Genomic DNA, 20115 nt, shown 5'->3' with positions numbered 1-20115 from the left:
CAGGGGACAGACGTGACAGGCTGGCAGTTCTGGGTCGACCGAGGCGGCACCTTCACCGACATCGTCGCGCGGCGCCCGGACGGCCGTCTGCTCACCCACAAACTGCTGTCCGACAACCCCGCCCGATACAGGGACGCGGCGGTCGCGGGCGTCCGCGAACTCCTGGCAGAGGGCGGTCGTGGAGCCGGTGGAGCAGACGGCGAAAGGGGGCGGATCGAGGCCGTCCGCATGGGCACCACCGTGGCCACCAACGCCCTGCTGGAACGCAAGGGCGAGCGCACCCTCCTTGTCGTCACCCGAGGCTTCCGCGACGCCCTGCGTATCGCTTATCAGAACCGCCCCCGCATCTTCGCGCGCGCGATCGAACTGCCCGAGCTGCTGTACGAGCGTGTCGTCGAGGTGGACGAGCGGATCGCCGCCGACGGCACCGTCCTGCGCGCCCCCGATCTGGACGCCCTCTCCGGGCCCCTCCAGGAGGCGTACGACGCCGGGATCCGCGCCGTCGCCGTCGTCTGCATGCACAGCCACCTCCACCCCGCCCACGAACAGGCCGTCGGTGACCTGGCCGCCGCTGTCGGATTCCCGCAGATCTCGCTCTCCAGCGAGGTCAGCCCGCTGATGAAGCTGGTCCCGCGTGGCGACACGGCCGTCGTCGACGCCTACCTGTCGCCCGTGCTGCGCCGCTACGTCCGGCACGTCGCCGATGAACTCCAGGGCGTGCGGCTGATGTTCATGCAGTCCAATGGAGGCCTTGCCGAAGCCGGCCAGTTCCGCGGCAAGGACGCCATCCTGTCGGGCCCCGCGGGAGGCATCGTCGGCATGGCCCGGATGTCGCAGCTCGCCGGCTTCGACCGTGTCATCGGCTTCGACATGGGTGGCACGTCCACGGACGTCTCGCACTTCGCGGGGGAGTACGAACGGGTCTTCACCACGCGGATCGCCGGGGTCCGGCTGCGGGCGCCCATGCTGGATATCCACACGGTCGCCGCGGGCGGCGGCTCGGTGCTCCACTTCGACGGCTCCCGCTACCGGGTGGGACCCGATTCGGCCGGCGCCGCCCCCGGTCCGGCCTGCTATCGGGGCGGCGGTCCGCTCACCGTGACGGACGCCAATGTCGCACTCGGCCGCATCCAACCGGCCCATTTCCCAAGGGTGTTCGGACCCGACGGCGATCAGCCCCTCGACGACGCACTGGTCCGTGACCGGTTCACCGCCCTCGCCCGCGAGATCCACGAGAAGACCGGCGACGACCGCACGCCGGAGCAGGTCGCGGAGGGCTACCTGCAGATCGCTGTGGCCAATATCGCCAACGCCGTCAAGCGGATCTCGGTCCAGAAGGGCCACGACATCACCCGGTACGCGCTGACCACCTTCGGTGGCGCGGGCGGTCAGCACGCGTGCATGGTCGCCGACTCGCTCGGCATCCGTACCGTCCTGGTCCCACCCATGGCCGGTGTCCTCTCCGCCCTCGGCATCGGACTCGCCGACACGACGGCCATGCGCGAGCAGTCCGTCGAAGCGCCCCTGGAAGCCTCCGCGATGCCCGGCATCCTCAAGACCGCCGACGACTTGGAGGGCGTCGCCCGGGCCGAACTCCTCGCCGAGGACGTGCCCGAAGGCCGCATCCGCATCACTCGTCGTGCTCAGCTCCGCTATGACGGCACGGACACGGCACTCGCCGTCGAGCTCACCCAGCCCGACGCCATGAGTCAGGCCTTCGAAGAACGCCATCGCGCCACCTACTCCTTCACCCTCGACCGTCCAGTCGTCGTGGAAGCCCTCTCCGTAGAGGCCACTGGTCTCACCGAACCCCCCGATCTCTCCGCCCTGGTCGCTTATGAAGGCCGCTCCGCCCCCCCGGAGACGGCCAGCCTCCACACAGGCGGCACCTGGAGAGACGTGCCCCTGCACCGCCGGGAGGAATTGCCCCCCGGTGAAACGGTCCCCGGCCCGGCGATCATCACCGAGTCCGGTGCGACGACCGTCGTCGACGACGGCTGGCGGGCCGCGACGACCCACGACGGGCATCTGGTCATGGAACGCGTGGCGGTTACGCAGAGTTCCGATCTCGACACGGAATCGGACCCGGTTCTCCTTGAGGTCTTCAACAACCTCTTCATGTCCATCGCCGAACAGATGGGCGCCCGCCTGGAATCCACGGCCCAGTCGGTCAACATCAAGGAGCGCCTGGACTTCTCCTGCGCCCTCTTCGACCCCGACGGCAGCCTTGTCGCCAACGCCCCCCACATCCCTGTCCACTTGGGATCGATGGGTACGAGCGTGCAGGAGGTCATCCGACGGCGCGGCGACAGCATGCGGCCGGGGGACACGTACGCGGTCAACGACCCGTACCACGGCGGCACGCACCTCCCCGACGTCACCGTGATCACCCCGGTGTTCGACACGGAGGGTGAGCGGATCCTGTTCTACGTCGCCTCGCGCGGCCACCATGCGGAGATCGGCGGTATCGCACCGGGTTCCATGCCCGCGAACAGCCGCGTCATCGAGGAGGAGGGCATCCTCTTCGACAACTGGCTGCTCGCCGAGAACGGCCGCTTCCGCGAAGCCGAGACGCTCAGTCTGCTCACCGAGGCGCCCTACCCCTCACGTAACCCGAAGACCAACCTTGCCGACCTACGCGCCCAGATCGCCGCCAACCAGAAGGGCGTCGACGAAGTCGCACGCATGATCGAGGACTTCGGGCTCGATGTCGTCCAGGCCTATATGCGCCACGTCCAGGACAACGCCGAGGAAGCCGTACGCCGAGTCATCGACGCCCTCGAAGACGGTGAGTTCGCCTACGAGACCGACTCCGGGGCCGTCATCCGTGTCAGCATCCGCGTGGACCGCGAAGAACGCTCCGCAACCGTTGACTTCACCGGTACCTCCGCGCAACTGACCACCAACTTCAATGCGCCCTTCTCGGTGGTCAACGCCGCCGTCCTGTACGTCTTCCGCACCCTGGTCGCCGACGACATCCCGCTCAACGACGGCTGTCTGCGCCCTCTCGCCATCGTGGTGCCACGCGGTTCGATGCTCGCCCCCGAGCCCCCGGCAGCCGTGGTCGCGGGCAACGTGGAGACGTCCCAGGCGATCACCGGCGCGCTGTACGGAGCCCTGAGAGTGCAGGCCGAGGGTTCCGGGACGATGAACAACGTCACGTTCGGCAATGAGCGGTACCAGTACTACGAGACCGTGGCCTCCGGATCGGGTGCCGGGGACGGCTTCCCGGGCGCGTCCGTCGTACAGACCCATATGACCAACTCGCGGCTCACCGATCCCGAGGTCCTGGAGTGGCGACTGCCGGTCCAGCTCGACGAATTCGCGATCCGGCGCGGCAGCGGCGGCGCGGGGCGCTGGAGCGGAGGGGACGGTGCCGTGCGCCGTATCCGGTTCCACGAGCCCATGACCGTCTCCACGCTCTCCCAGCACCGCAGGATCCCGCCCTACGGCATGGCCGGCGGTGAGCCCGGAGCGCTCGGCGCGAGCCGGGTGGAGCACGCGGACGGCACAGTCGTCGAACTTGACGGAAGTGATACGGCGGACGTCGGCCCCGACGACGTACTCGTCATCGAAACCCCTGGCGGCGGGGGCTACGGCCCACCGTCACGCGACCCCCATCAAGCAGGAGAAGAGATCGATGATCTTCGGGCGTTCTGAGCGCGGCAAGCCACCGGTCGAGCCCATCACGCTCAAGATCCTGGTGGCCGGCGGCTTCGGCGTGGGCAAGACGACCCTCGTCGGCGCGGTCAGCGAGATCAAACCGCTGCGCACCGAAGAGGTGCTCACCGAGGCGGGCCGCCCGGTCGACGACACCAGCGGTGTGGAGGCCAAGCACACCACCACCGTCGCCATGGACTTCGGCCGTATCACGCTCCGCGAGGACCTGGTGCTCTACCTCTTCGGGACGCCGGGACAGGACCGCTTCTGGTTCCTGTGGGACGAGCTGGCCACCGGCTCGCTGGGCGCCGTCGTGCTCGCCGACACCCGTCGCCTGGAGGACTGCTTCGCCGCCGTCGACTACTTCGAGCGGCGCTCCATACCGTTCGTGATGGGTGTCAACTGCTTCGAAGGAGCGGCCCGTTACCCGGCCGAAGTCGTCCGGCAGGCCCTCGACCTCGATGACGACGTGCCGGTCGTCCTCTGCGACGCACGCGACCGGGAGTCGGCCAAGGAGGTCCTCATCGAGGTCGTCCAGCATGCGATGGCGTATGCGGCCGATCGACGTGAGTCGGTCCCGACCTGATCCACGCCTGCGGCCCGTACACGCGCCGACACGGCCCGTACCCCCGCCGACCGGGGTACGGGCCGCGGTCCTGCACGCGCGCGTGGCTCACCCGGGGCGCACGCGCGCGTAGACCCCCATCGAGCTTCGTCAGCTCAGGCCCTCCTCGTGCCAGCCGAAGCTCTTCTCCACCGCCTTGCGCCAGTTCTGGTACTCGCGGTCGCGCACGGTGGCCTCCATGGACGGCGTCCACTCGACGTCCTTCTGCCAATGCGACTTCAGCTCGTCGAGATCGTTCCACACGCCGGTCGCGAGCCCGGCCGCGTAGGCCGCGCCCAGGCACGTTGTCTCGGAGACCTTGGGACGGATCACCGGCACCCCGAGGACATCCGCCTGGTGCTGCATCAGCAAATTGTTCTTGGTCATGCCGCCGTCCACCTTCAGGGTGGTGATCTGCACACCGGAGTCCTGGAACATGGCGTCCACGACCTCACGGGTCTGCCAGCTCGTCGCCTCGAGGACCGCGCGGGCGAGGTGTGCCTTCGTGACGTACCGCGTGAGTCCGGTGACGACCCCCCGCGCGTCGGAGCGCCAGTACGGCGCGAACAGGCCGGAGAAAGCGGGCACGATGTACGCTCCTCCGTTGTCCTCGACACTGGCGGCCAGTGACTCGATCTCATCGGCGGTCCGGATGATGCCGAGCTGGTCGCGGAACCACTGCACGAGGGCACCCGTGATCGCGATCGCCCCCTCGAGACAGTAGACGGGCGCCTCACCGCCGATCTTGTAGCCCATGGTCGTGAGCAGCCCGTTCTTCGAGGGGACGGGACGGTTGCCGGTGTTGAGCAGCAGGAAGCTGCCGGTGCCGTACGTGTTCTTCGCTGTACCCACGTCGTAGCAGGCCTGCCCGAAGACCGCCGCCTGCTGGTCGCCGAGCGCCGACGCGACGGGGACGCCCGCGAGCTGGCCGACCGCGGTGCCGTACACCTCGGCGGAAGACCTGATCTCGGGCAGCACGGCTTCGGGGACGTTCATCGCGGAGAGGATGGACTGGTCCCACTGGAGGGTCTCCAGGTTCATCAGCATGGTGCGCCCGGCATTGGTGACGTCGGTGACGTGCTGCCCGCCGTCCGTGCCGCCGGTCAGATTCCAGATCAGCCAGGAGTCGATGGTCCCGAAGGCGATCTCGCCGCGCTCGGCGCGTGCGCGAAGGCCCGGCACGTTGTCGAGCAGCCAGGTCGCCTTGGGCCCGGAGAAGTAGCTGGCCAGTGGCAGTCCGGTCTGCTCACGGAAGCGGTCCTGGCCGTCCGAGCCGCCCAGTTCATTGCAGAGCGCGGAGGTCCTGGTGTCCTGCCAGACGATCGCGTTGTGCACGGGTTTGCCGGTGGCGCGGTCCCACAGGACCGTTGTCTCGCGCTGGTTGGTGATGCCGAGCGCGCTGAGCTGTTCGGCGCGCAGCCCGGCCTTGGCGATCGCTCCCGCGACCACCGCCTGCACCTTGGACCAGATCTCGGTGGCGTCGTGTTCCACCCAGCCCGGCTTGGGGAAGATCTGGCGATGCTCGCGCTGGTCGACGGCGACGATCGCGCCGTCCCGGTCGAAGATGATGCAGCGGCTCGAGGTGGTGCCCTGGTCGATTGCGGCGACGTACTTCTCGGCGTTGTCCGTCATGACGTCCCCTTCGTCAGAATGCTGCGTGGTAGATCGCGGCCGCCGATGGCGGCACCCGTGATCGGGCCGACCACCGGGATCCAGGAATAACTCCATTCCGAGGTGCCCTTGTTGGGAATCGGCAGTAAAGCGTGGGTGAGGCGCGGGCCAAGGTCGCGGGCCGGGTTGATGGCGTACCTGGTGGGGCCGCCCAGCGCGAGGCCGATGCCGCAACGAGAAGGGCGATGAGCAGGACGGGCAGTCCCGCGTCGCCGATGCCCGTCACGTGCTCGTCGCCGCCGACCATGGCCAGAACGGGCAGCATCAGCCCGATGGTCGCGATGATCTCGCTTATCAGGTCCTGCACGGGATGGTTGATCTCGGGCCGGATCGAGAAGATGCCCAGAGTCTCGATGGCGTTGTCGTCGTCGGCGTTGAGGTTGAAGTTGAACTGGCCCAGGTAGAGCAGCCAGCAGAGCGTGGATCCGATGATGGCGCCGGCGAACTGTCCCGGGATGTAGAAGGGCACGTCCTCCCACGGAGCCGAGGTGTAGGCGCCGGCGAGCACGCCGAATCCCCACCCGACGACCCAACCGGCTCCCTGCGCCTTGGACTTGTTGAGGGTGACCGCGGCGCAGACGCCCGCGCCGAACAGAATTCAGAATCGCGGTGCCGATCAACTCGCCCACAAATATGTCTCCGTTGCTCATGGCGGCTCCTAGACCTCGCCCGGAGCGATCCGCCCCGGGCCACCGTGCAGGGTGCGTTTCCCATGGCTACTTCAGCCGAGGGCAGCGAGGTCCTGTCCCGCGCCCCGCCCGGTGTCCGTGACGAGCGTGCCGTCGCAGCGGAATCGCCCGTGGGGACGGCCCTTGGTGCAGGTCGGAATCCCGAGCGGCGCGGTGGCTGAAGGCGCCCGAATGCGGCGATGCCGATTGACACCCGGAAGTGTTCACCGGCGCCCAGAGGGCGTCAAGGTCGGCGACGGCAACGGTTGAAGGCCATGAACGAGGCAAGATCCGGGCCCGTACGGGCCTCACCGGCAGTCTGGCCGCAGGCCGACCGACTCACGCGCCACCCCCGTCCCACAGGTGTCCAACATCGCCCGTCGCAGGCCCGAGTCCCGGGGAGTGAGGGCTAGGGCCTGTCCGGCGGATCATGCCGGTGAGCGGGGCTTGGCACGCCCATCTGCGGCGTTGTCGTCGGTCAACGACGCTCCGCGTCGCCTCCCTCCTCCGCCTTGCAGCTGCACGCACCAACCCCCGCTCCCCGTCCGCCACCACGTCGAGCACCTCCCACGCGGTGGCGTCGACACCGACGGTACGTGGCGGATCGCCGAGTTTGGCGGCCGGCCGGTCGGCATACAGTGCATGCCCGTACGGCCCCGACATCGACAACAGGAACCGCGACCTGTGCACCGACCGGACAGGGACCCCGGAGGAATCCACGAGCAGCACCCCGGACACGTCGGGCGATCCGGTGAGCAGCGCCCGCACCTGCCCCGCGGATGCCGTCGCGGGCAGCAGCGCGGCCGGTCGCACGAACTGCCGTACCGACGGCCCCGACCGGGGCGCCGCCGTGACGCCGGGGGAGAGGGCCGGAACGTATACGTCCGCCGCAGGCAGCCGGGCGGGCGGCGCGAAGAGCTCGCCTTGCGCCAGCTGCGCGCCCGCTGATACCGCGGCCGCGCACTGAAGCTCCGTCTCGACTCCCTCGACCGACAGCAGTGCGCCCAACTGCTCGCACAGCGTCCGCATCGCCCGCACCGCCGCCGGCCGCGCGAGCAGGGACACGTCGAGCTCCACCAGCTCGGGCGCGAGATCCGTGAGCAGCCGCAGCGGTACGTCGCCGTCGCCCACCCCGTCGGCGCAGATCCGGAAACCCTCGGCCCGCAACGCGGCAACCGCCTCCAGCAGGGCGCGCTGTGGCACGTGCGTGTACGGCGGACCGACATCGACCGTCACTTCCCAGGGCTGCCGGCAGGCTTCGCGCACCGCGTTGCGCAGCGCCGCCAGTCTGCCGAGATCGGCCAGGGTCCCTGCGAACACGTTGACATGTAGCGGCAGCAGCGTCTCCTTGCGGGCCGCCGCCCGGATCGCCAAAGCGGCCAGCCGACCGTCGAGCTCGGGGTCCCGGCGGGCCTGCGCCAAGATGTCACCAGCATCCGGACGAGCGAGTATCTCCAGCGCCGCAATTCCTCCGGTCGTCAGATTGGCGACCGGCTGGAACGCGAAGCGGACAGTATCCGTCCAGGAGGGCACGGGAGCATAATGACGCCGCCCGCGCACGCCCGGGCGCGATTCATGAGCTGTTCACGCAGCAATCCGAGGTCGTCACACCGGGTGCGCAGGATTGCCGGACGTTTGCGCACGGACGGCCACCGAGATGGGCATACGTGGCGGTCACCGAGAGGGCGTACGGGCGTACGCGCGGCTGCCGACTCAATGCACGGCGATGACCGATGACCCGTGTCCGAACAACCCCTGGTTCGCGGTGATGCCCACTCGCGCGCCGGCGACCTGGCGGTCGCCCGCATCGCCTCGCAGCTGCCATGTCAGCTCGCACACCTGGGCGATGGCCTGTGCCGGCACCGCCTCCCCGAAGGACGCCAGCCCACCGCTGACGTTCACTGGTATGCGCCCGCCGAGCGTCGTGGCACCTTCCCGCAGCAGCTTTGCCGCCCCGCCCTCACCGCACAGCCCCAGATCCTCGTACCACTGCAACTCCAGCGCCGTGGACAGGTCGTACACCTCGGCAAGTGAGAGATCCTCGGGAGCGATGCCCGCCTCCTCGTACGCGGCCCGCGCGATCGATGCCCGGAAGCTGTCGGCCGGGGGCTCCACCGCGATCGCGGAGTCCGTGGCGATGTCCGGGAGATCCAGCACGGTGTTGGGGTAGCGCGGCGTCACCGTCGACACGGCGCGGATCCGCACGGGATCAGCCGCCCCGTGCCGTCGCGCGAACCCCATGCTCGACAGCACGAGAGCCGCGCCCCCGTCGGAGGTCGCGCAGATGTCGAGCAGCCGCAGCGGATCGGAGACGACAGCGGAGCCCGCCACCTCTTCAGCGGTGACCCTCGTCTGGTACCGCGCGTTCGGATTCAGTGCCCCTTGGGCGGCGTTTTTCACCTTGACGTGCGCGAAATCCTCGAGAGTGTCCCCGTGCACAGCCATCCGCCGCCGTGCGTAGAGCCCGAAGTACGTGGGATTCGTCGCTCCGAGAACCCGGAACCGCAACCAATCGGGATCGTCCGGCCTGTCCCCGCCCGCCGGACGGAAGAACCCCTTGGGTGCCGCGTCCGCGCCCACCACGAGCACCACGTCGGCGAGACCCGAAAGGATCTGCGCCCGCGCCGCGTTGAGTGCCTGCGCCCCGGAGGCGCACGCCGCGTACACACTCGTGACCCGCGCGCCCTGCCAGCCCAGCGCCTTCGCGAATGTCGCCCCCGCCACATATCCGGGATAGCCGCCGCGCACGGTGGCCGCGCCCACGACCGAGCCGATGTCCCGCCAGTCGATACCCGCGTCGGCCAGCGCCGCGCGCGCCGCCACGATCCCGTACTCGACGAAGCTGCGCCCCCACTTGCCCCACGGGTGCATGCCCGCGCCGAGCACCGCCACGTCGCTGCTCATGCCGTCACCCCCGTAGGCCTCATGCCCCTCATGCCGTCCCCTCTGTCGGCCGCCAGTGCCATGTCGTCCAAGTCGTCTCCTCGTCCTCGTTCAGCACGCCGGGGACGACCTCCACCTCCATGCCCACCGCCAGGTCGGCGACGGCGATCCCGGGAACCGCCTGACCGAGTACGACGATCCGCTCGGATTCCAGCTCCACAGCGATCAACGCGCAGGGCTCCCATGAGAGTTCCGGATCGGTCACATACGGTGACGGAGGCCGGTACTTGCTGTCCGTGTACGACCAGACGCGACCACGCCGGGACAGCGGTACCTCGATCAGCTCGCCGCCCCGACAGCCCGGATTGCGACAGAAGGCGTCCTCGCGGGGGAAGAAGACCGAGGTGCACGCCGAGCAGCGCGTGCCGAGCAGACGGAAGTCGTCCCCGCTCTCGCCGGCGAACCATCCGGTGACCACGGGTGAGCGTGTACGTGACAAGATCCCTCCATGGCGCTTGAGCTGACGGATCGTCAGAAGTCTGCCATGGGTAACGGAAAATCGGCAGGGTGATGTGGAGAACCATGCAGGCACCCCGGGCGTCGGAGTATCGGGAGGGGCGGCCGGGGCCCACGGGGGTGGTTCCGGCCGCCCCTTGTTGCCGCATGGCGTGGGCCGTATGCGATCCCTTCCTGCACGGAACCCGCGTCTGATAGATGGAGGGGACATGACACGACTTTCGACCGCCGTGCGCGGCCTGGTGACCACACTCACCGCTCTGCTGGCCGTGACTTCGGCCTCGGTCACTGCCCGGGCGACGCCCGAGCCGAAGGCCCCCGAGGACTTCGTAACCCTGCGATCCGTAGACCCGACGATCATCCAGGAGATGCGCTACTTCACGCCGCACAACTTCGTGGGCGAGCGCATCGACGGCTACCTCCAGCCGATCTGCATCCTGACCCGGCCCGCCGCCGAAGCCCTTCACCAGGCCCAAGTGGCGCTGCTGCGCAAGGGCTACACCCTCAAGGTGTACGACTGCTACCGGCCGCAGCGCGCTGTCGACCACTTCGTCCGCTGGGCCGAGGACCTCGACGCCGAGTCGATGAAACCGGAGTTCTATCCGCAGGTCGACAAGACCCGCCTGTTCGAGGACGGTTACATCGCCGAGAAGTCCGGACACAGCCGCGGCTCGACCATGGACCTCACCATCGTCAGGTTGCCGGCGAAGCCGACCAGGCCGTACACCCCCGGCGAGCCCCTTGTGCCCTGCTACGCGCCCCAGGACGAGCGGTTCCCCGACAACTCCGTGGACATGGGGACCGGCTTCGACTGCTTCGACACCCTCTCCCACACCGTGGACCCGCGCATCCAGGGTGCGCAGCGCGCCAACAGACTGCTCCTGAAGAGCACCCTGGAGGACCTCGGATTCGTCAACCTCGCCGAGGAATGGTGGCACTACACGTACAAGCCTGAGTCGTATCCGGACACCTACTTCGACTTCCCGGTGTCCAAAAAATCCCTGACTTCGTCCGACTGAGCCATGCCGGCCCGCCCTCCGGCGACGGGGCGGGCCGACATCCGAAGCCGCACCGAGGACGCCCCGAAGAGGAGTCGCCGTGATCGGATACAGTCCGCGGCGTGCCCGCACCCTCGCACCCATCCGCCGACTTCGCGCCGGACTCGCACTGTTCGAGTTGCGGAACACCCTACGGAGAGGGCGTCTCCGGCTGGCCCCGCACCTGCGCCGCCTGTGACACCGTGGCCTACCGCAATCCACTGCCGGTCGCGGTAGCCCTGCAACCTGTGTACGACGCCGGCGGCACCGCGCTGGTCGTCATCACCCGGACCATCGCTCCCGCGCGCGGAGGCATCGCGCTGCCCGGAGGATTCATCGACTACCGGGAGGACTGGCGGCACGCCGTCGTCCGGGAACTCAAGGAGGAGACGGGTATCGACGCGGCGAGCCACGAGGTGCGGCTCGCCGACGCGATGAGCTCTCCCGCCGGTCACCTGCTGCTCTTCGGGCTCCTCCCGACGCGCCCGGCTGCCGAACTGCCGGCGTCCGCCGCCACGGACGAGACCGAGGGCTGGCACCTGCTGCGCAGGCCGACCGAACTCGCCTTCCCACTGCACACCTTGGCGGTCCACGCGTGGTTCGAGGGACGGTACGCCTGAAAGGCCGCCGTGGAGCCCCTCAGGGCTTCGTCACGGCGCCTCCGAGGCCCCGCACCCGCACCGGGTACCCCGGCTCGCTCGGGCCGCGCTCCCCGTCCCGCCGGACGACCACGTGCTGCCCCTTCCAACGCGTCACATAGCGTTCGACTTCCGGCTCGTCCCACCCGTCGCCCGTGTCCGGCACCACGAGCCCGCCGCCGACACGCCCTTGCGCGGGAGCCCACACCTCCAGCTCCACACCGCCGTCGACACCCCGAACGGGCACGACGGCACCCGCGCGCGCCAGCACCGGAATCCGCGAAAGGGGGGCGTCGACCAGCACCTGGGCCGGCCCTTCGTACGCCTTCTCGGTGACCGTGTCGTACCAACGCCCCCGCGGCAGTTGCACCGCGCGCCGATCAGCCCCGTGGTCCAGCACCGGTGCCACGAGGAGACAGTCGCCGAGCAGGAACGCGTCCTCGCAGTCACGCAGTGCCCGGTCCTCGGGCGCGCCCCACCACACGGGCCGCACATACGGTGCACCAGTGCGGCGTGCCAGATGCGCAAGCGTCATGAAGTACGGAAGCAGCCGCCGCCGCTCAACGAGCGCCACGCGCGCGTGCGCCAGGACCTCGTCACCGAACTCCCAGGGCTCTCTGCGCCCCGCTCGCAGGCTCGCGTGCGTGCGGAAGAGCGGGAGGTACGCGCCGAGCTGGAGCCACCGCAGAAACAGCTCGGGCGACGGGCTTCCGTCGAAGCCGCCCACATCGGGCCCCGAGTACGGCACCCCGCACAACCCGAGCCCCATCACCAGCGACAGCGACGCTCGCAATCCGGGCCACCCCGTGGCCACGTCTCCGGACCAGGTCCCTCCGTAGCGCTGCATTCCTGCCCACCCGGAGCGCGAGAAGAGGAAGGGCCGCACCTGGGGGGTCAGTTCGTGCAGGCCCTCGTACGCGGCCCGCGCCATGCCCAGGGCGTACACGTTGTGCGCCTCTCGATGGTCACCGTCGTGTCCCTCCAGGGAGTGTCGCGCCGAACGCGGCAGGGTCGATTCCCCGAACGCCGTGAACGACGTCGGCTCGTTCATGTCGTGCCAGAACCCCGCGAACCCCTGCGCCAGCCGCTCCTCGTAGAGCCCGCCCCACCACCGCCGCACGCGCGCGTGCGTGAAGTCCGGATAGACCGACTCCCCGGGCCATACGACACCCCGCACGAGCCGTCCCGAGGCATCCCGTACGAAAGCGTCCTCGGTGGAGCCGCTGTCATACACGGCGTTGCCGGGCTCGGCCTTGACCGCCGGGTCGACGATCGACACGAGCCGGATGCCGTCGCGGCGCAGCTCCCTGGCGAGCTCCGGCAGTTTCGGAAAGCGCTTCCGGTCGACCGTGAACACCTGGTGTGCGTCGTAGTGGTCGATGTCCAGATGGACCGCGTCGAGGGGCAGACCGCGCTCGTGATAACCCGCCACGATCCGTCGCACCTCCTGCTCGTTGCCGAAACCCCACCGAGCGTGATGGTGCCCCAGCGCCCACGCGGGCGGCAGCGCGGGCGCCCCGGTGAGTGAGGCCCAGGCATGCAGCACGCGTGCGGGGGTACCCACCATCACCCAGCAGCGCAGTGGGCCGCCGTCCATCCGCAACTCGCACGTCCCTGACCGGTCGTGCCCGGAGCCCGCACCCTCCTCGCCCTCGCGCAAGGTCACCGTGCCGTCCCACGAAGTGTCGTGGAACACCAAGTGCGTGCCCGCGTCGGCGACCACCATCTGCACGGGCATCGTGATGTACAGCGGGTCCTCGCCCGGCGCGAACGCGTGGCCGGGATCCGTGTTCCACAGCCGGTACGTCCCCTCGCGCAACGTGGGTCCCGCCGCCCGCCCGCCCAGACCGAAGAACCGTGCGTCGGCGGCCACTTCGGAGCGTTGCATCCAGCGTGCTGCGCCCCCGTCGACGTGCTCCCACCAACGAGGCGGCAGATCGCGGCGCAGGATCACACCACCAGGGGTGCGCACCTCGACGGCACCGTGCCGCGAGACGACGACCGTCACCCGCTCGGCCACCACCCGCCAGCCACCGTCCTTGTCGGGCTCCAGGACGGCCCGCGGGTCCGGCTCCGGGCAGCGGCCCGCGAGCGCGTACGACGGCTCGGGACGGGCTCCGTCCCAGCCCCAGAACACCGCTCCGCCCACCGCGACCGTGATCCGCAGCTCGGACCGGCTGAACCGGACGACACCGCCCCCGGGCCCGGTCTCCACACCCTGCACCGGGCCCGGCACCCGCGCCCGCTCGGCACCCCGCTGCGGCAGCCCGGCGGCGTCGGCACGCTTCCTTCGCCATGCCGCACGCACGGTACGCAACCTCTGGGCCGCCCCCGTGGAACCGACCACCTTCACCGAACGCACCAGGTCACGACCGTCCATGCTGCTCACCCTGCCATTGCCTGCCCCATATGGGTGAGTCGTTCAACTGCCGTTCACCCGTGGTGGGGGCACATCTTCACGCCGCTGGCCATGCGTGGCGCACCCTGGTGCAGAAGTCGATCACATGGCATCGTCCGTGTCAGCCGCGTGACGCGCACACCCCAACTCGTGCGCGACCGACGCACACAGTCCGGGAGCCGCCCCATGTCCACCGCGAACGCCTCACCGCTCTGGGAGCCCGAACCAGAACGCATCGCCCAGGCGCAGATCACCAAGTTCCAGGCCTGGGCCTCCAAGAACCACGGAGCCCCGTCCGGCGGCGGCTACACGGCGCTGCACCGCTGGTCCGTGGACGAACTGGACACGTTCTGGAAAGCCGTCACCGAGTGGTTCGACGTACGGTTTTCGACCCCCTACGCGCGCGTGCTCGGCAACCGCTCCATGCCCGGTGCCGAGTGGTTCCCCGGGGCAACGCTCAATTACGCCGAGCACGCCCTGCGCACGGCCGAGACCCGCATGGACGAACCAGCACTCCTGTACGTCGACGAGGGCCACGAACCGACCCCGGTGAGCTGGACAGAGCTGCGCCGCCAGGTCGGCTCCCTGGCCGCCGAACTGCGCGCCCTCGGCGTACGCCCCGGAGACCGTGTCAGCGGCTATCTCCCGAACATCCCGCAGGCCGTCGTCGCCCTCCTCGCCACGGCCGCCGTCGGAGGCGTGTGGACCTCCTGCGCCCCCGACTTCGGCGCCCGCAGTGTCCTCGACCGCTTCCAGCAGGTCGAACCCGTCGTGCTCTTTACGGTCGACGGCTACCGGTACGGCGGCAAGGAGCACGACCGACGCGACGTAGTCGCCGAGCTGCGCCGCGAACTGCCGACCCTGCGCGCCGTCGTCCACATCCCGCTGCTCGGCACCGAGGCGCCCGAAGGCGCTCTGGATTGGTACGCCCTGACCTCCGCCGACGTCGAGCCCGACTTCGAACAGGTTCCCTTCGACCACCCCTTGTGGGTGCTCTACTCCTCCGGCACGACCGGCCTTCCCAAGGCCATCGTCCAGTCCCAGGGCGGCATTCTCGTCGAGCACCTCAAGCAGTTGGGCCTGCACTGCGACCTGGGCTCCGAGGACCGCTTCTTCTGGTACACGTCCACCGGCTGGATGATGTGGAACTTCCTCGTCTCCGGCCTGCTCACGGGCACCACGATCGTCCTGTACGACGGAAGTCCCGGCTATCCGGACACGGGTGCCCAGTGGCGCATCGCCGAACGTACGGGAGCGACTCTCTTCGGCACGTCCGCCGCCTACGTCATGGCGTGCCGCAAGGCGGGCGTCCACCCCTCCCGTGACTTCGACCTCACACGCGTGCGGTGCGTGGCGACCACCGGCTCGCCCCTGCCGCCCGACGGCTTCCGCTGGCTGCACGACGAGGTCCGCGAGGACCTGTGGATCGCCTCCGTCAGTGGAGGCACGGACGTGTGCTCCTGCTTCGCAGGAGCCGTACCCACACTGCCGGTGTTCATCGGCGAACTCCAGGCACCCGGCCTCGGCACCGACCTTCAGTCCTGGGACCCCAGCGGCAAACCCCTCACCGACGAAGTCGGTGAACTCGTGGTCACCAACCCGATGCCGTCCATGCCCATCCGCTTCTGGAACGACCCCGACGGCAGCCGATACCACGACAGCTACTTCGACATGTACCCCGGAGTGTGGCGCCACGGCGACTGGATCACCGTCACCTCGCGCGGCTCCGTCGTCATCCACGGTCGCTCCGACTCGACGCTCAACCGCCAAGGCGTGCGCATGGGATCGGCCGACATCTACGAAGCGGTCGAACGTCTCCCGGAGATCAAGGAGTCGCTCGTCATCGGCATCGAACAGCCCGACGGTGGCTACTGGATGCCCCTCTTCGTCCACCTCGCCCCCGGAGCCGAACTCGACGAGGCCCTCTTGAACCGCATCAAGCAGACCATCCGTGAAGAGCTCTCACCGCGCCACGTTCCCGACGAGGTCATCGAAGTACCGGGAGTCCCGCACACCCTCACGGGCAAGCGCATCGAGGTCCCCGTCAAACGCCTCCTCCAGGGCGCACCTTTGGAGAAGGCGGTCAACTTGGGCTCTGTGGACAACGTCGAACTGCTGCGCTTCTACGAAGACCTGGCCCGCGAGCGCGGTTGACCAACCTCGATAGGACGCCTCGGGCCTGCTGAGTGCAGCCTTCCTGGGAACTGACGTATCCCTCGCACCGGCACGGCCGAGGGCGCCTTCGGGGGCTCAGGAGTCGTGCCAGGCGCCCAGCGCAGTATCGGATCACTCGCCGTCACCACAGCCATTGCGACCGACCTCATCGGCAGGGCCACCGTGGCGCGACCATCGCTTTGACCTGCCTGTTTCCGGCATCGCGTGGTGCGCGACCACCTCGTCGTCCCTGCATTGTCAGTGCTGCCAGTTACTGTGAGTGAACATTGATCGACTGCGCACAGGGGGAAACATGGCGCACACCGAACACCGGACCATGCGACACGTCCTGCGCCGCGAAATCGCCGGCACCATCGGTCTGCTGACGGACGAGCACGACTTCACGGCGATGCGGCGCTACCGCACCTTCACCTTCGACGACCACACGACCTACCTTCAGCAGGTGGAGTCCCTGCTCAGGACCCTTGCGGCCCAGGGCAGCCACACCACAGTGGCACTCTTCGACCCCGAGGAGTACGCGGAGTTCTGCGCCGACAGCGGCCTGGAACCTGACGCCGCCGCCAGCCGGACACGCTTCACCGCAGAACTGGCCGCCACGGGCCCCACCGTTCCGTACCAGGGGCAGCCCCTCGCCGAACTCGTCCCGGACCTTGTCGACGAGGCCGTCCGTAAAGCGACCTGGGAGTATGCGACCACACTTCTGGCCCGCGTCGGCAGCTGTGCGGCCTGCGGAGAGGACATCGGACGCGCGTCCTTCGCCCGAGCCTCCCATCTGCTCTCCCGCGTCCTCGACACCGCGAGCCCAGGAGAACATCACCTCGTGTGCAGCGTCTCCGCGGCACCCGAAACACTGCTCGCCGTACTCCGAGCCGACGACGACGCAGACGGCACCACGCGCCTCGACGAGGCAGAGGCCCTCGAATTCACCACTGTCCTGGCCCTTGGCATCGCCACCCGGAGCGCCGGAGGACTCGTCATGCGCACCATTGCCCCCGACACGACCGACCGCGTCTACGGATGGCGGCTGCGTGGCGAAGGACTGGAACCCCTCACCGCCGGAGAAGTCTTCGACGCCTATTGCACCGACGCAGCATCCGGAGACCTCGTCTCACCGGAATCAGGCGTGGACTACTGCGTACCGCCCGACCTCGGACAGGAGGGAGAAGGGACGGGCCACACGCACTGAACGCGAAGGGGCGCCCCACCCGCAGGTGGAGCGCCCCTCGGCAAGCGTCGCTGGACGATGTGATCCAGCTACTCGCCGGACAGCACCGCCTGTGCCGCGGCGCGCGCCTCTTCGGCCGTGTCCGCGGCACGCGCGGCCGCGGCGGCACGCTCGCACTGCGCCAACGTGTACTTGGCGAGCGTTGCTCGGACATAGGGAATCGACGCGGCCCCCATCGACAGGGAGGTGACCCCCAGACCGGTCAGTACACACGCGAGCAGAGGGTCGGACGCGGCCTCGCCACAGACACCACAGCTCTTGCCCTCGGCCTTCGCTGCCTCGGCAGACAGCGTGACCAGGTCAAGCAGCGCGGGCTGCCACGGGTCCTGCAGACGGGACACCGCGCCCACCTGCCGGTCGGCCGCAAAGGTGTACTGCGCAAGATCGTTGGTCCCCAGAGACAGGAACTCGACCTCCTGCAGGATCGACCGCGCCCGCAGCGCGGCCGACGGAATCTCCACCATCGCACCGAATTTCGCCTGCAACCCGGCGGTACGGCACGCGTCCGCGAACGCCTTGGCGTCGGTGCGGTCGGCGACCATCGGAGCCATCACTTCGAGGTAGACCGGCAACCCCTCGGAAGCCTTCGCGAGCGCTGTGAGCTGCGTACGCAGCACGTCGGGGTGGTCGAGCAGGGTGCGTAGACCCCGCACACCCAGCGCCGGGTTCGGCTCGTCGGCGGGAGTAAGGAAGTCGAGAGGTTTGTCCGCGCCCGCGTCCAGCACCCGCACCACGACACGCCCCTCGGGGAACGCCTCGAGCACCTGTCGGTACGCCTCGACCTGCTTCTCCTCGGACGGCGCCTGCTTGCTGTCGTCCAGGAAGAGGAACTCGGTACGGAACAGACCGACGCCCTCGGCCCCTGCCTCGACGGCCGCCGGCACGTCCGCGGGGCCGCCGATGTTGGCCAGCAGCGGCACCTTGTGTCCGTCGGAGGTCGCACCGGGACCGGTGGAGGCCGACAGCGCCGCCTTGCGCGCTGCCGCGGCAGTCTCCAGCTGTGCCTTCTTTTCGGCGCTCGGCTCCACGAAGATCTCACCGGTGCTGCCGTCGACAGCGATCACTGTGCCCTCGGCGAGTTCACCGGCGCCGGGCAGAGCGACCACGGCGGGTACACCGAGTGCCCGCGCCAGGATCGCGCTGTGACTCGTCGGCCCGCCCTCCTCGGTGACAAAACCCAGGACGAGAGTCGGGTCGAGCAGCGCCGTGTCCGCGGGCGCGAGGTCACGGGCAATAAGAACGTATGGCTCGTCGCTGTCCGGGACACCCGGCATGGGCACCCCCAGCAGCCGGGCGACGATACGGTTCCGCACGTCGTCGAGGTCGGCCACGCGACCCGCGAGGTACTCGCCGGCACCGGCCAGCAATGCGCGGTAAGCGGCGAACGCGTCATAGACGGCGCGCTCGGCCGTGCTGCCGACTGCGATACGCCTGTCCACGTCCGCCATCAGCTCCGGGTCCTGAGCCATCATGGCCTGTGCCTCGAGCACCGCCTGGGCTTCGCCCCCCGCCAGATTGCCGCGCGCCATCAGGTCGGCCGCCACCGCCTCGACGGCCTTGCGGGCACGCCCCTGTTCGCGCCCCGCGTCCTCCGCCGGGATCTGCTTGGCAGGCGGTTCAAGTACCGCCGTTCCCATGTGCCGAACCTCGCCGATCGCCACACCGTGGCTCACGCCGACGCCTCGCAGCGTTGTCTCCATCTCACCCGTCTCCGATAGTGCGGCGCGTCCCGCCGCCGCGGTGGTTGTCGAACTTGCCGTCTATGACGGCACTGATGTCACTGCCAGCCGAAGAGCTCGTCGCCGACCTTCACATCGTCGTCATCGCGGACATTGGAGAGAGAGTCGGCCGTGGCCTCGAGCGCCACGACCGGGCAGATCGGGGACTTACCGGCCTGCTCGACGGCAGCGGGGTTCCAGCGCACGACGGCCTGACCGCGCGTCACGGTGTCACCCTTGTTGGCGAGCAGTTCGAAGCCCTCGCCGTTGAGCTGCACGGTGTCGATACCCAGGTGTGTCAGCACACCGTGCCCCTGTCCGTCGACGACGACGAAGGCATGGGGGTGGAGCGAGACAATTACTCCGTCCACGGGGGCAACAGCCTCCGAGGGCTCGCGAACGGGGTCGATCGCCATGCCGGGGCCTACCATCGCCCCGGAGAAGACGGGATCCGGTACCGCGGCGAGTCCGATGGCGCGTCCCGCAAGCGGGGACGTCACGGTGGTCATGGGAAGCCTCCCAGGGGTGGAGATTCATATGGGCCGTCACTGCCTGTACGGGACGGCGCACTGCTCAGCAGCGTATGTCATATGAAGTGGCGGTTCCGCATGAGAGGTGACGGTTGGCGGCCGTAGAGTACGGCGCAAACGATTTGCGCCCGCTCCAAACCCCCATGTAGAGTCGTACTCCTGCTTGAGGCCGAGCGACGCGAGCAAGCGTTCTTGCCTGGCAGTACCCAACTTGTCAGATCCTATCTCGGGGTCTGGTTCTGCATGCCTGCAGGACCGTGGTCAGAGAGACGGAAAATCACTGATAGAGTTTGGAACACCGAAGGGAAGCGCCCGGAGGAAAGCCTGAGAGAGTCTCTCGGGTGAGTACAAAGGAAGCGTCCGTTCCTTGAGAACTCAACAGCGTGCCAAAA

At 69.0% G+C, this 20115-nt stretch carries 12 protein-coding genes and 2 pseudogenes; 6 read left to right on the top strand and 8 right to left on the bottom strand.

The window, feature by feature from the left end:
* The first annotated feature begins 12 nt into the window (after nt 1–12).
* Together AB0D57_RS30285 and AB0D57_RS30280 are read left to right on the top strand one after the other, a co-directional pair.
* The gene (locus AB0D57_RS30285) at nt 13–3660 is read left to right on the top strand and encodes a hydantoinase B/oxoprolinase family protein (protein WP_362079930.1); all 3648 of its coding nucleotides are present in this window, start codon (nt 13–15) and stop codon (nt 3658–3660) included.
* Nucleotides 3641–4246, top strand: a complete 606-nt coding sequence (locus tag AB0D57_RS30280) for an ATP/GTP-binding protein (RefSeq protein ID WP_362079927.1) — start codon at nt 3641–3643, stop codon at nt 4244–4246. Before AB0D57_RS30285 ends, AB0D57_RS30280 begins: the two co-directional genes overlap by 20 nt.
* A 129-nt stretch (nt 4247–4375) precedes the next feature.
* On the opposite strand, the gene glpK is transcribed toward AB0D57_RS30280, so the two are convergent.
* From glpK to AB0D57_RS30255, 5 genes and pseudogenes are all read right to left on the bottom strand, one after another.
* Entirely contained in the window at nt 4376–5896 is a 1521-nt protein-coding gene (glpK, locus tag AB0D57_RS30275; RefSeq protein WP_362079923.1) for a glycerol kinase GlpK, read from the bottom strand.
* Nucleotides 5893–6585: pseudogene (locus AB0D57_RS30270) on the bottom strand (MIP/aquaporin family protein). Before AB0D57_RS30270 ends, glpK begins: the two are co-directional and overlap by 4 nt.
* Nucleotides 6586–7149: 564 nt before the next feature.
* Nucleotides 7150–8136 (bottom strand): annotated as a pseudogene (locus tag AB0D57_RS30265) (EAL domain-containing protein); the annotation flags it as partial.
* 180 nt (nt 8137–8316) lie between these two features.
* The gene (locus AB0D57_RS30260) at nt 8317–9507 is read right to left on the bottom strand and encodes a lipid-transfer protein (protein WP_362079920.1); all 1191 of its coding nucleotides are present in this window, start codon (nt 9505–9507) and stop codon (nt 8317–8319) included.
* Between the two features lie 28 nt (nt 9508–9535).
* Complete coding sequence (locus AB0D57_RS30255; protein ID WP_362080023.1) at nt 9536–9964, bottom strand: zinc ribbon domain-containing protein; 429 nt, start codon at nt 9962–9964, stop codon at nt 9536–9538.
* Between the two features lie 247 nt (nt 9965–10211).
* Here AB0D57_RS30255 and AB0D57_RS30250 point away from each other — a divergent pair, with 247 nt between their 5' ends.
* Together AB0D57_RS30250 and AB0D57_RS30245 are read left to right on the top strand one after the other, a co-directional pair.
* Nucleotides 10212–11021, top strand: coding sequence for a M15 family metallopeptidase (locus tag AB0D57_RS30250; protein ID WP_362079917.1), 810 nt, complete (start codon nt 10212–10214; stop codon nt 11019–11021).
* 101 nt (nt 11022–11122) lie between these two features.
* The gene (locus AB0D57_RS30245; protein WP_362079914.1) at nt 11123–11659 is read left to right on the top strand and encodes an NUDIX domain-containing protein; all 537 of its coding nucleotides are present in this window, start codon (nt 11123–11125) and stop codon (nt 11657–11659) included.
* A gap of 19 nt (nt 11660–11678) precedes the next feature.
* Here AB0D57_RS30245 and AB0D57_RS30240 read toward each other — a convergent pair whose 3' ends face one another.
* Nucleotides 11679–14057 (bottom strand): TIM-barrel domain-containing protein, encoded by a 2379-nt coding sequence (locus AB0D57_RS30240; RefSeq protein WP_362079911.1) that lies wholly within the window; start codon nt 14055–14057, stop codon nt 11679–11681.
* 204 nt (nt 14058–14261) lie between these two features.
* Between AB0D57_RS30240 and AB0D57_RS30235 the strand changes: the two genes are divergently transcribed.
* Nucleotides 14262–16229, top strand: a complete 1968-nt coding sequence (locus AB0D57_RS30235; RefSeq protein ID WP_362079908.1) for an acetoacetate--CoA ligase — start codon at nt 14262–14264, stop codon at nt 16227–16229.
* A 313-nt stretch (nt 16230–16542) separates the two neighbouring features.
* On the top strand, nt 16543–17436 hold the full coding sequence (locus tag AB0D57_RS30230) for a hypothetical protein (protein ID WP_362079905.1): 894 nt from the start codon (nt 16543–16545) through the stop codon (nt 17434–17436).
* A gap of 68 nt (nt 17437–17504) precedes the next feature.
* Here the strand turns inward: AB0D57_RS30230 and ptsP are convergent, their stop codons facing one another.
* Both ptsP and AB0D57_RS30220 read right to left on the bottom strand, forming a co-directional pair.
* Nucleotides 17505–19175 (bottom strand): phosphoenolpyruvate--protein phosphotransferase, encoded by a 1671-nt coding sequence (gene ptsP / locus AB0D57_RS30225; protein ID WP_362079902.1) that lies wholly within the window; start codon nt 19173–19175, stop codon nt 17505–17507.
* 77 nt (nt 19176–19252) lie between these two features.
* A complete protein-coding gene (locus AB0D57_RS30220) occupies nt 19253–19702 on the bottom strand; it encodes a PTS glucose transporter subunit IIA (RefSeq protein WP_362079899.1) in 450 nt (149 codons plus the stop codon).
* Between the last annotated feature and the right edge of the window lie 413 nt (nt 19703–20115).

It is taken from the genome of Streptomyces sp. NPDC048275 (assembly GCF_040652275.1).
Classification (GTDB): Bacteria; Actinomycetota; Actinomycetes; order Streptomycetales; family Streptomycetaceae; genus Streptomyces.
The sequence above is the reverse complement of the archived record's forward strand: the minus strand, read 5'-3'. Positions and strand labels throughout refer to the sequence as shown.

Excerpts from the sequence above, each read along its gene's own strand:
- AB0D57_RS30280 (WP_362079927.1), top strand. The coding sequence starts at position 3,641 with ATGATCTTCGGGCGTTCTGAGCGCGGCAAGCCACCGGTCGAGCCCATC.
- glpK (WP_362079923.1), bottom strand. The coding sequence starts at position 5,896 with ATGACGGACAACGCCGAGAAGTACGTCGCCGCAATCGACCAGGGCACC.
- AB0D57_RS30260 (WP_362079920.1), bottom strand. The coding sequence starts at position 9,507 with ATGAGCAGCGACGTGGCGGTGCTCGGCGCGGGCATGCACCCGTGGGGC.
- AB0D57_RS30250 (WP_362079917.1), top strand. The coding sequence starts at position 10,212 with ATGACACGACTTTCGACCGCCGTGCGCGGCCTGGTGACCACACTCACC.
- AB0D57_RS30240 (WP_362079911.1), bottom strand. The coding sequence starts at position 14,057 with ATGGACGGTCGTGACCTGGTGCGTTCGGTGAAGGTGGTCGGTTCCACG.
- AB0D57_RS30235 (WP_362079908.1), top strand. The coding sequence starts at position 14,262 with ATGTCCACCGCGAACGCCTCACCGCTCTGGGAGCCCGAACCAGAACGC.
- AB0D57_RS30230 (WP_362079905.1), top strand. The coding sequence starts at position 16,543 with ATGGCGCACACCGAACACCGGACCATGCGACACGTCCTGCGCCGCGAA.
- ptsP (WP_362079902.1), bottom strand. The coding sequence starts at position 19,175 with ATGGAGACAACGCTGCGAGGCGTCGGCGTGAGCCACGGTGTGGCGATC.
- AB0D57_RS30220 (WP_362079899.1), bottom strand. The coding sequence starts at position 19,702 with ATGACCACCGTGACGTCCCCGCTTGCGGGACGCGCCATCGGACTCGCC.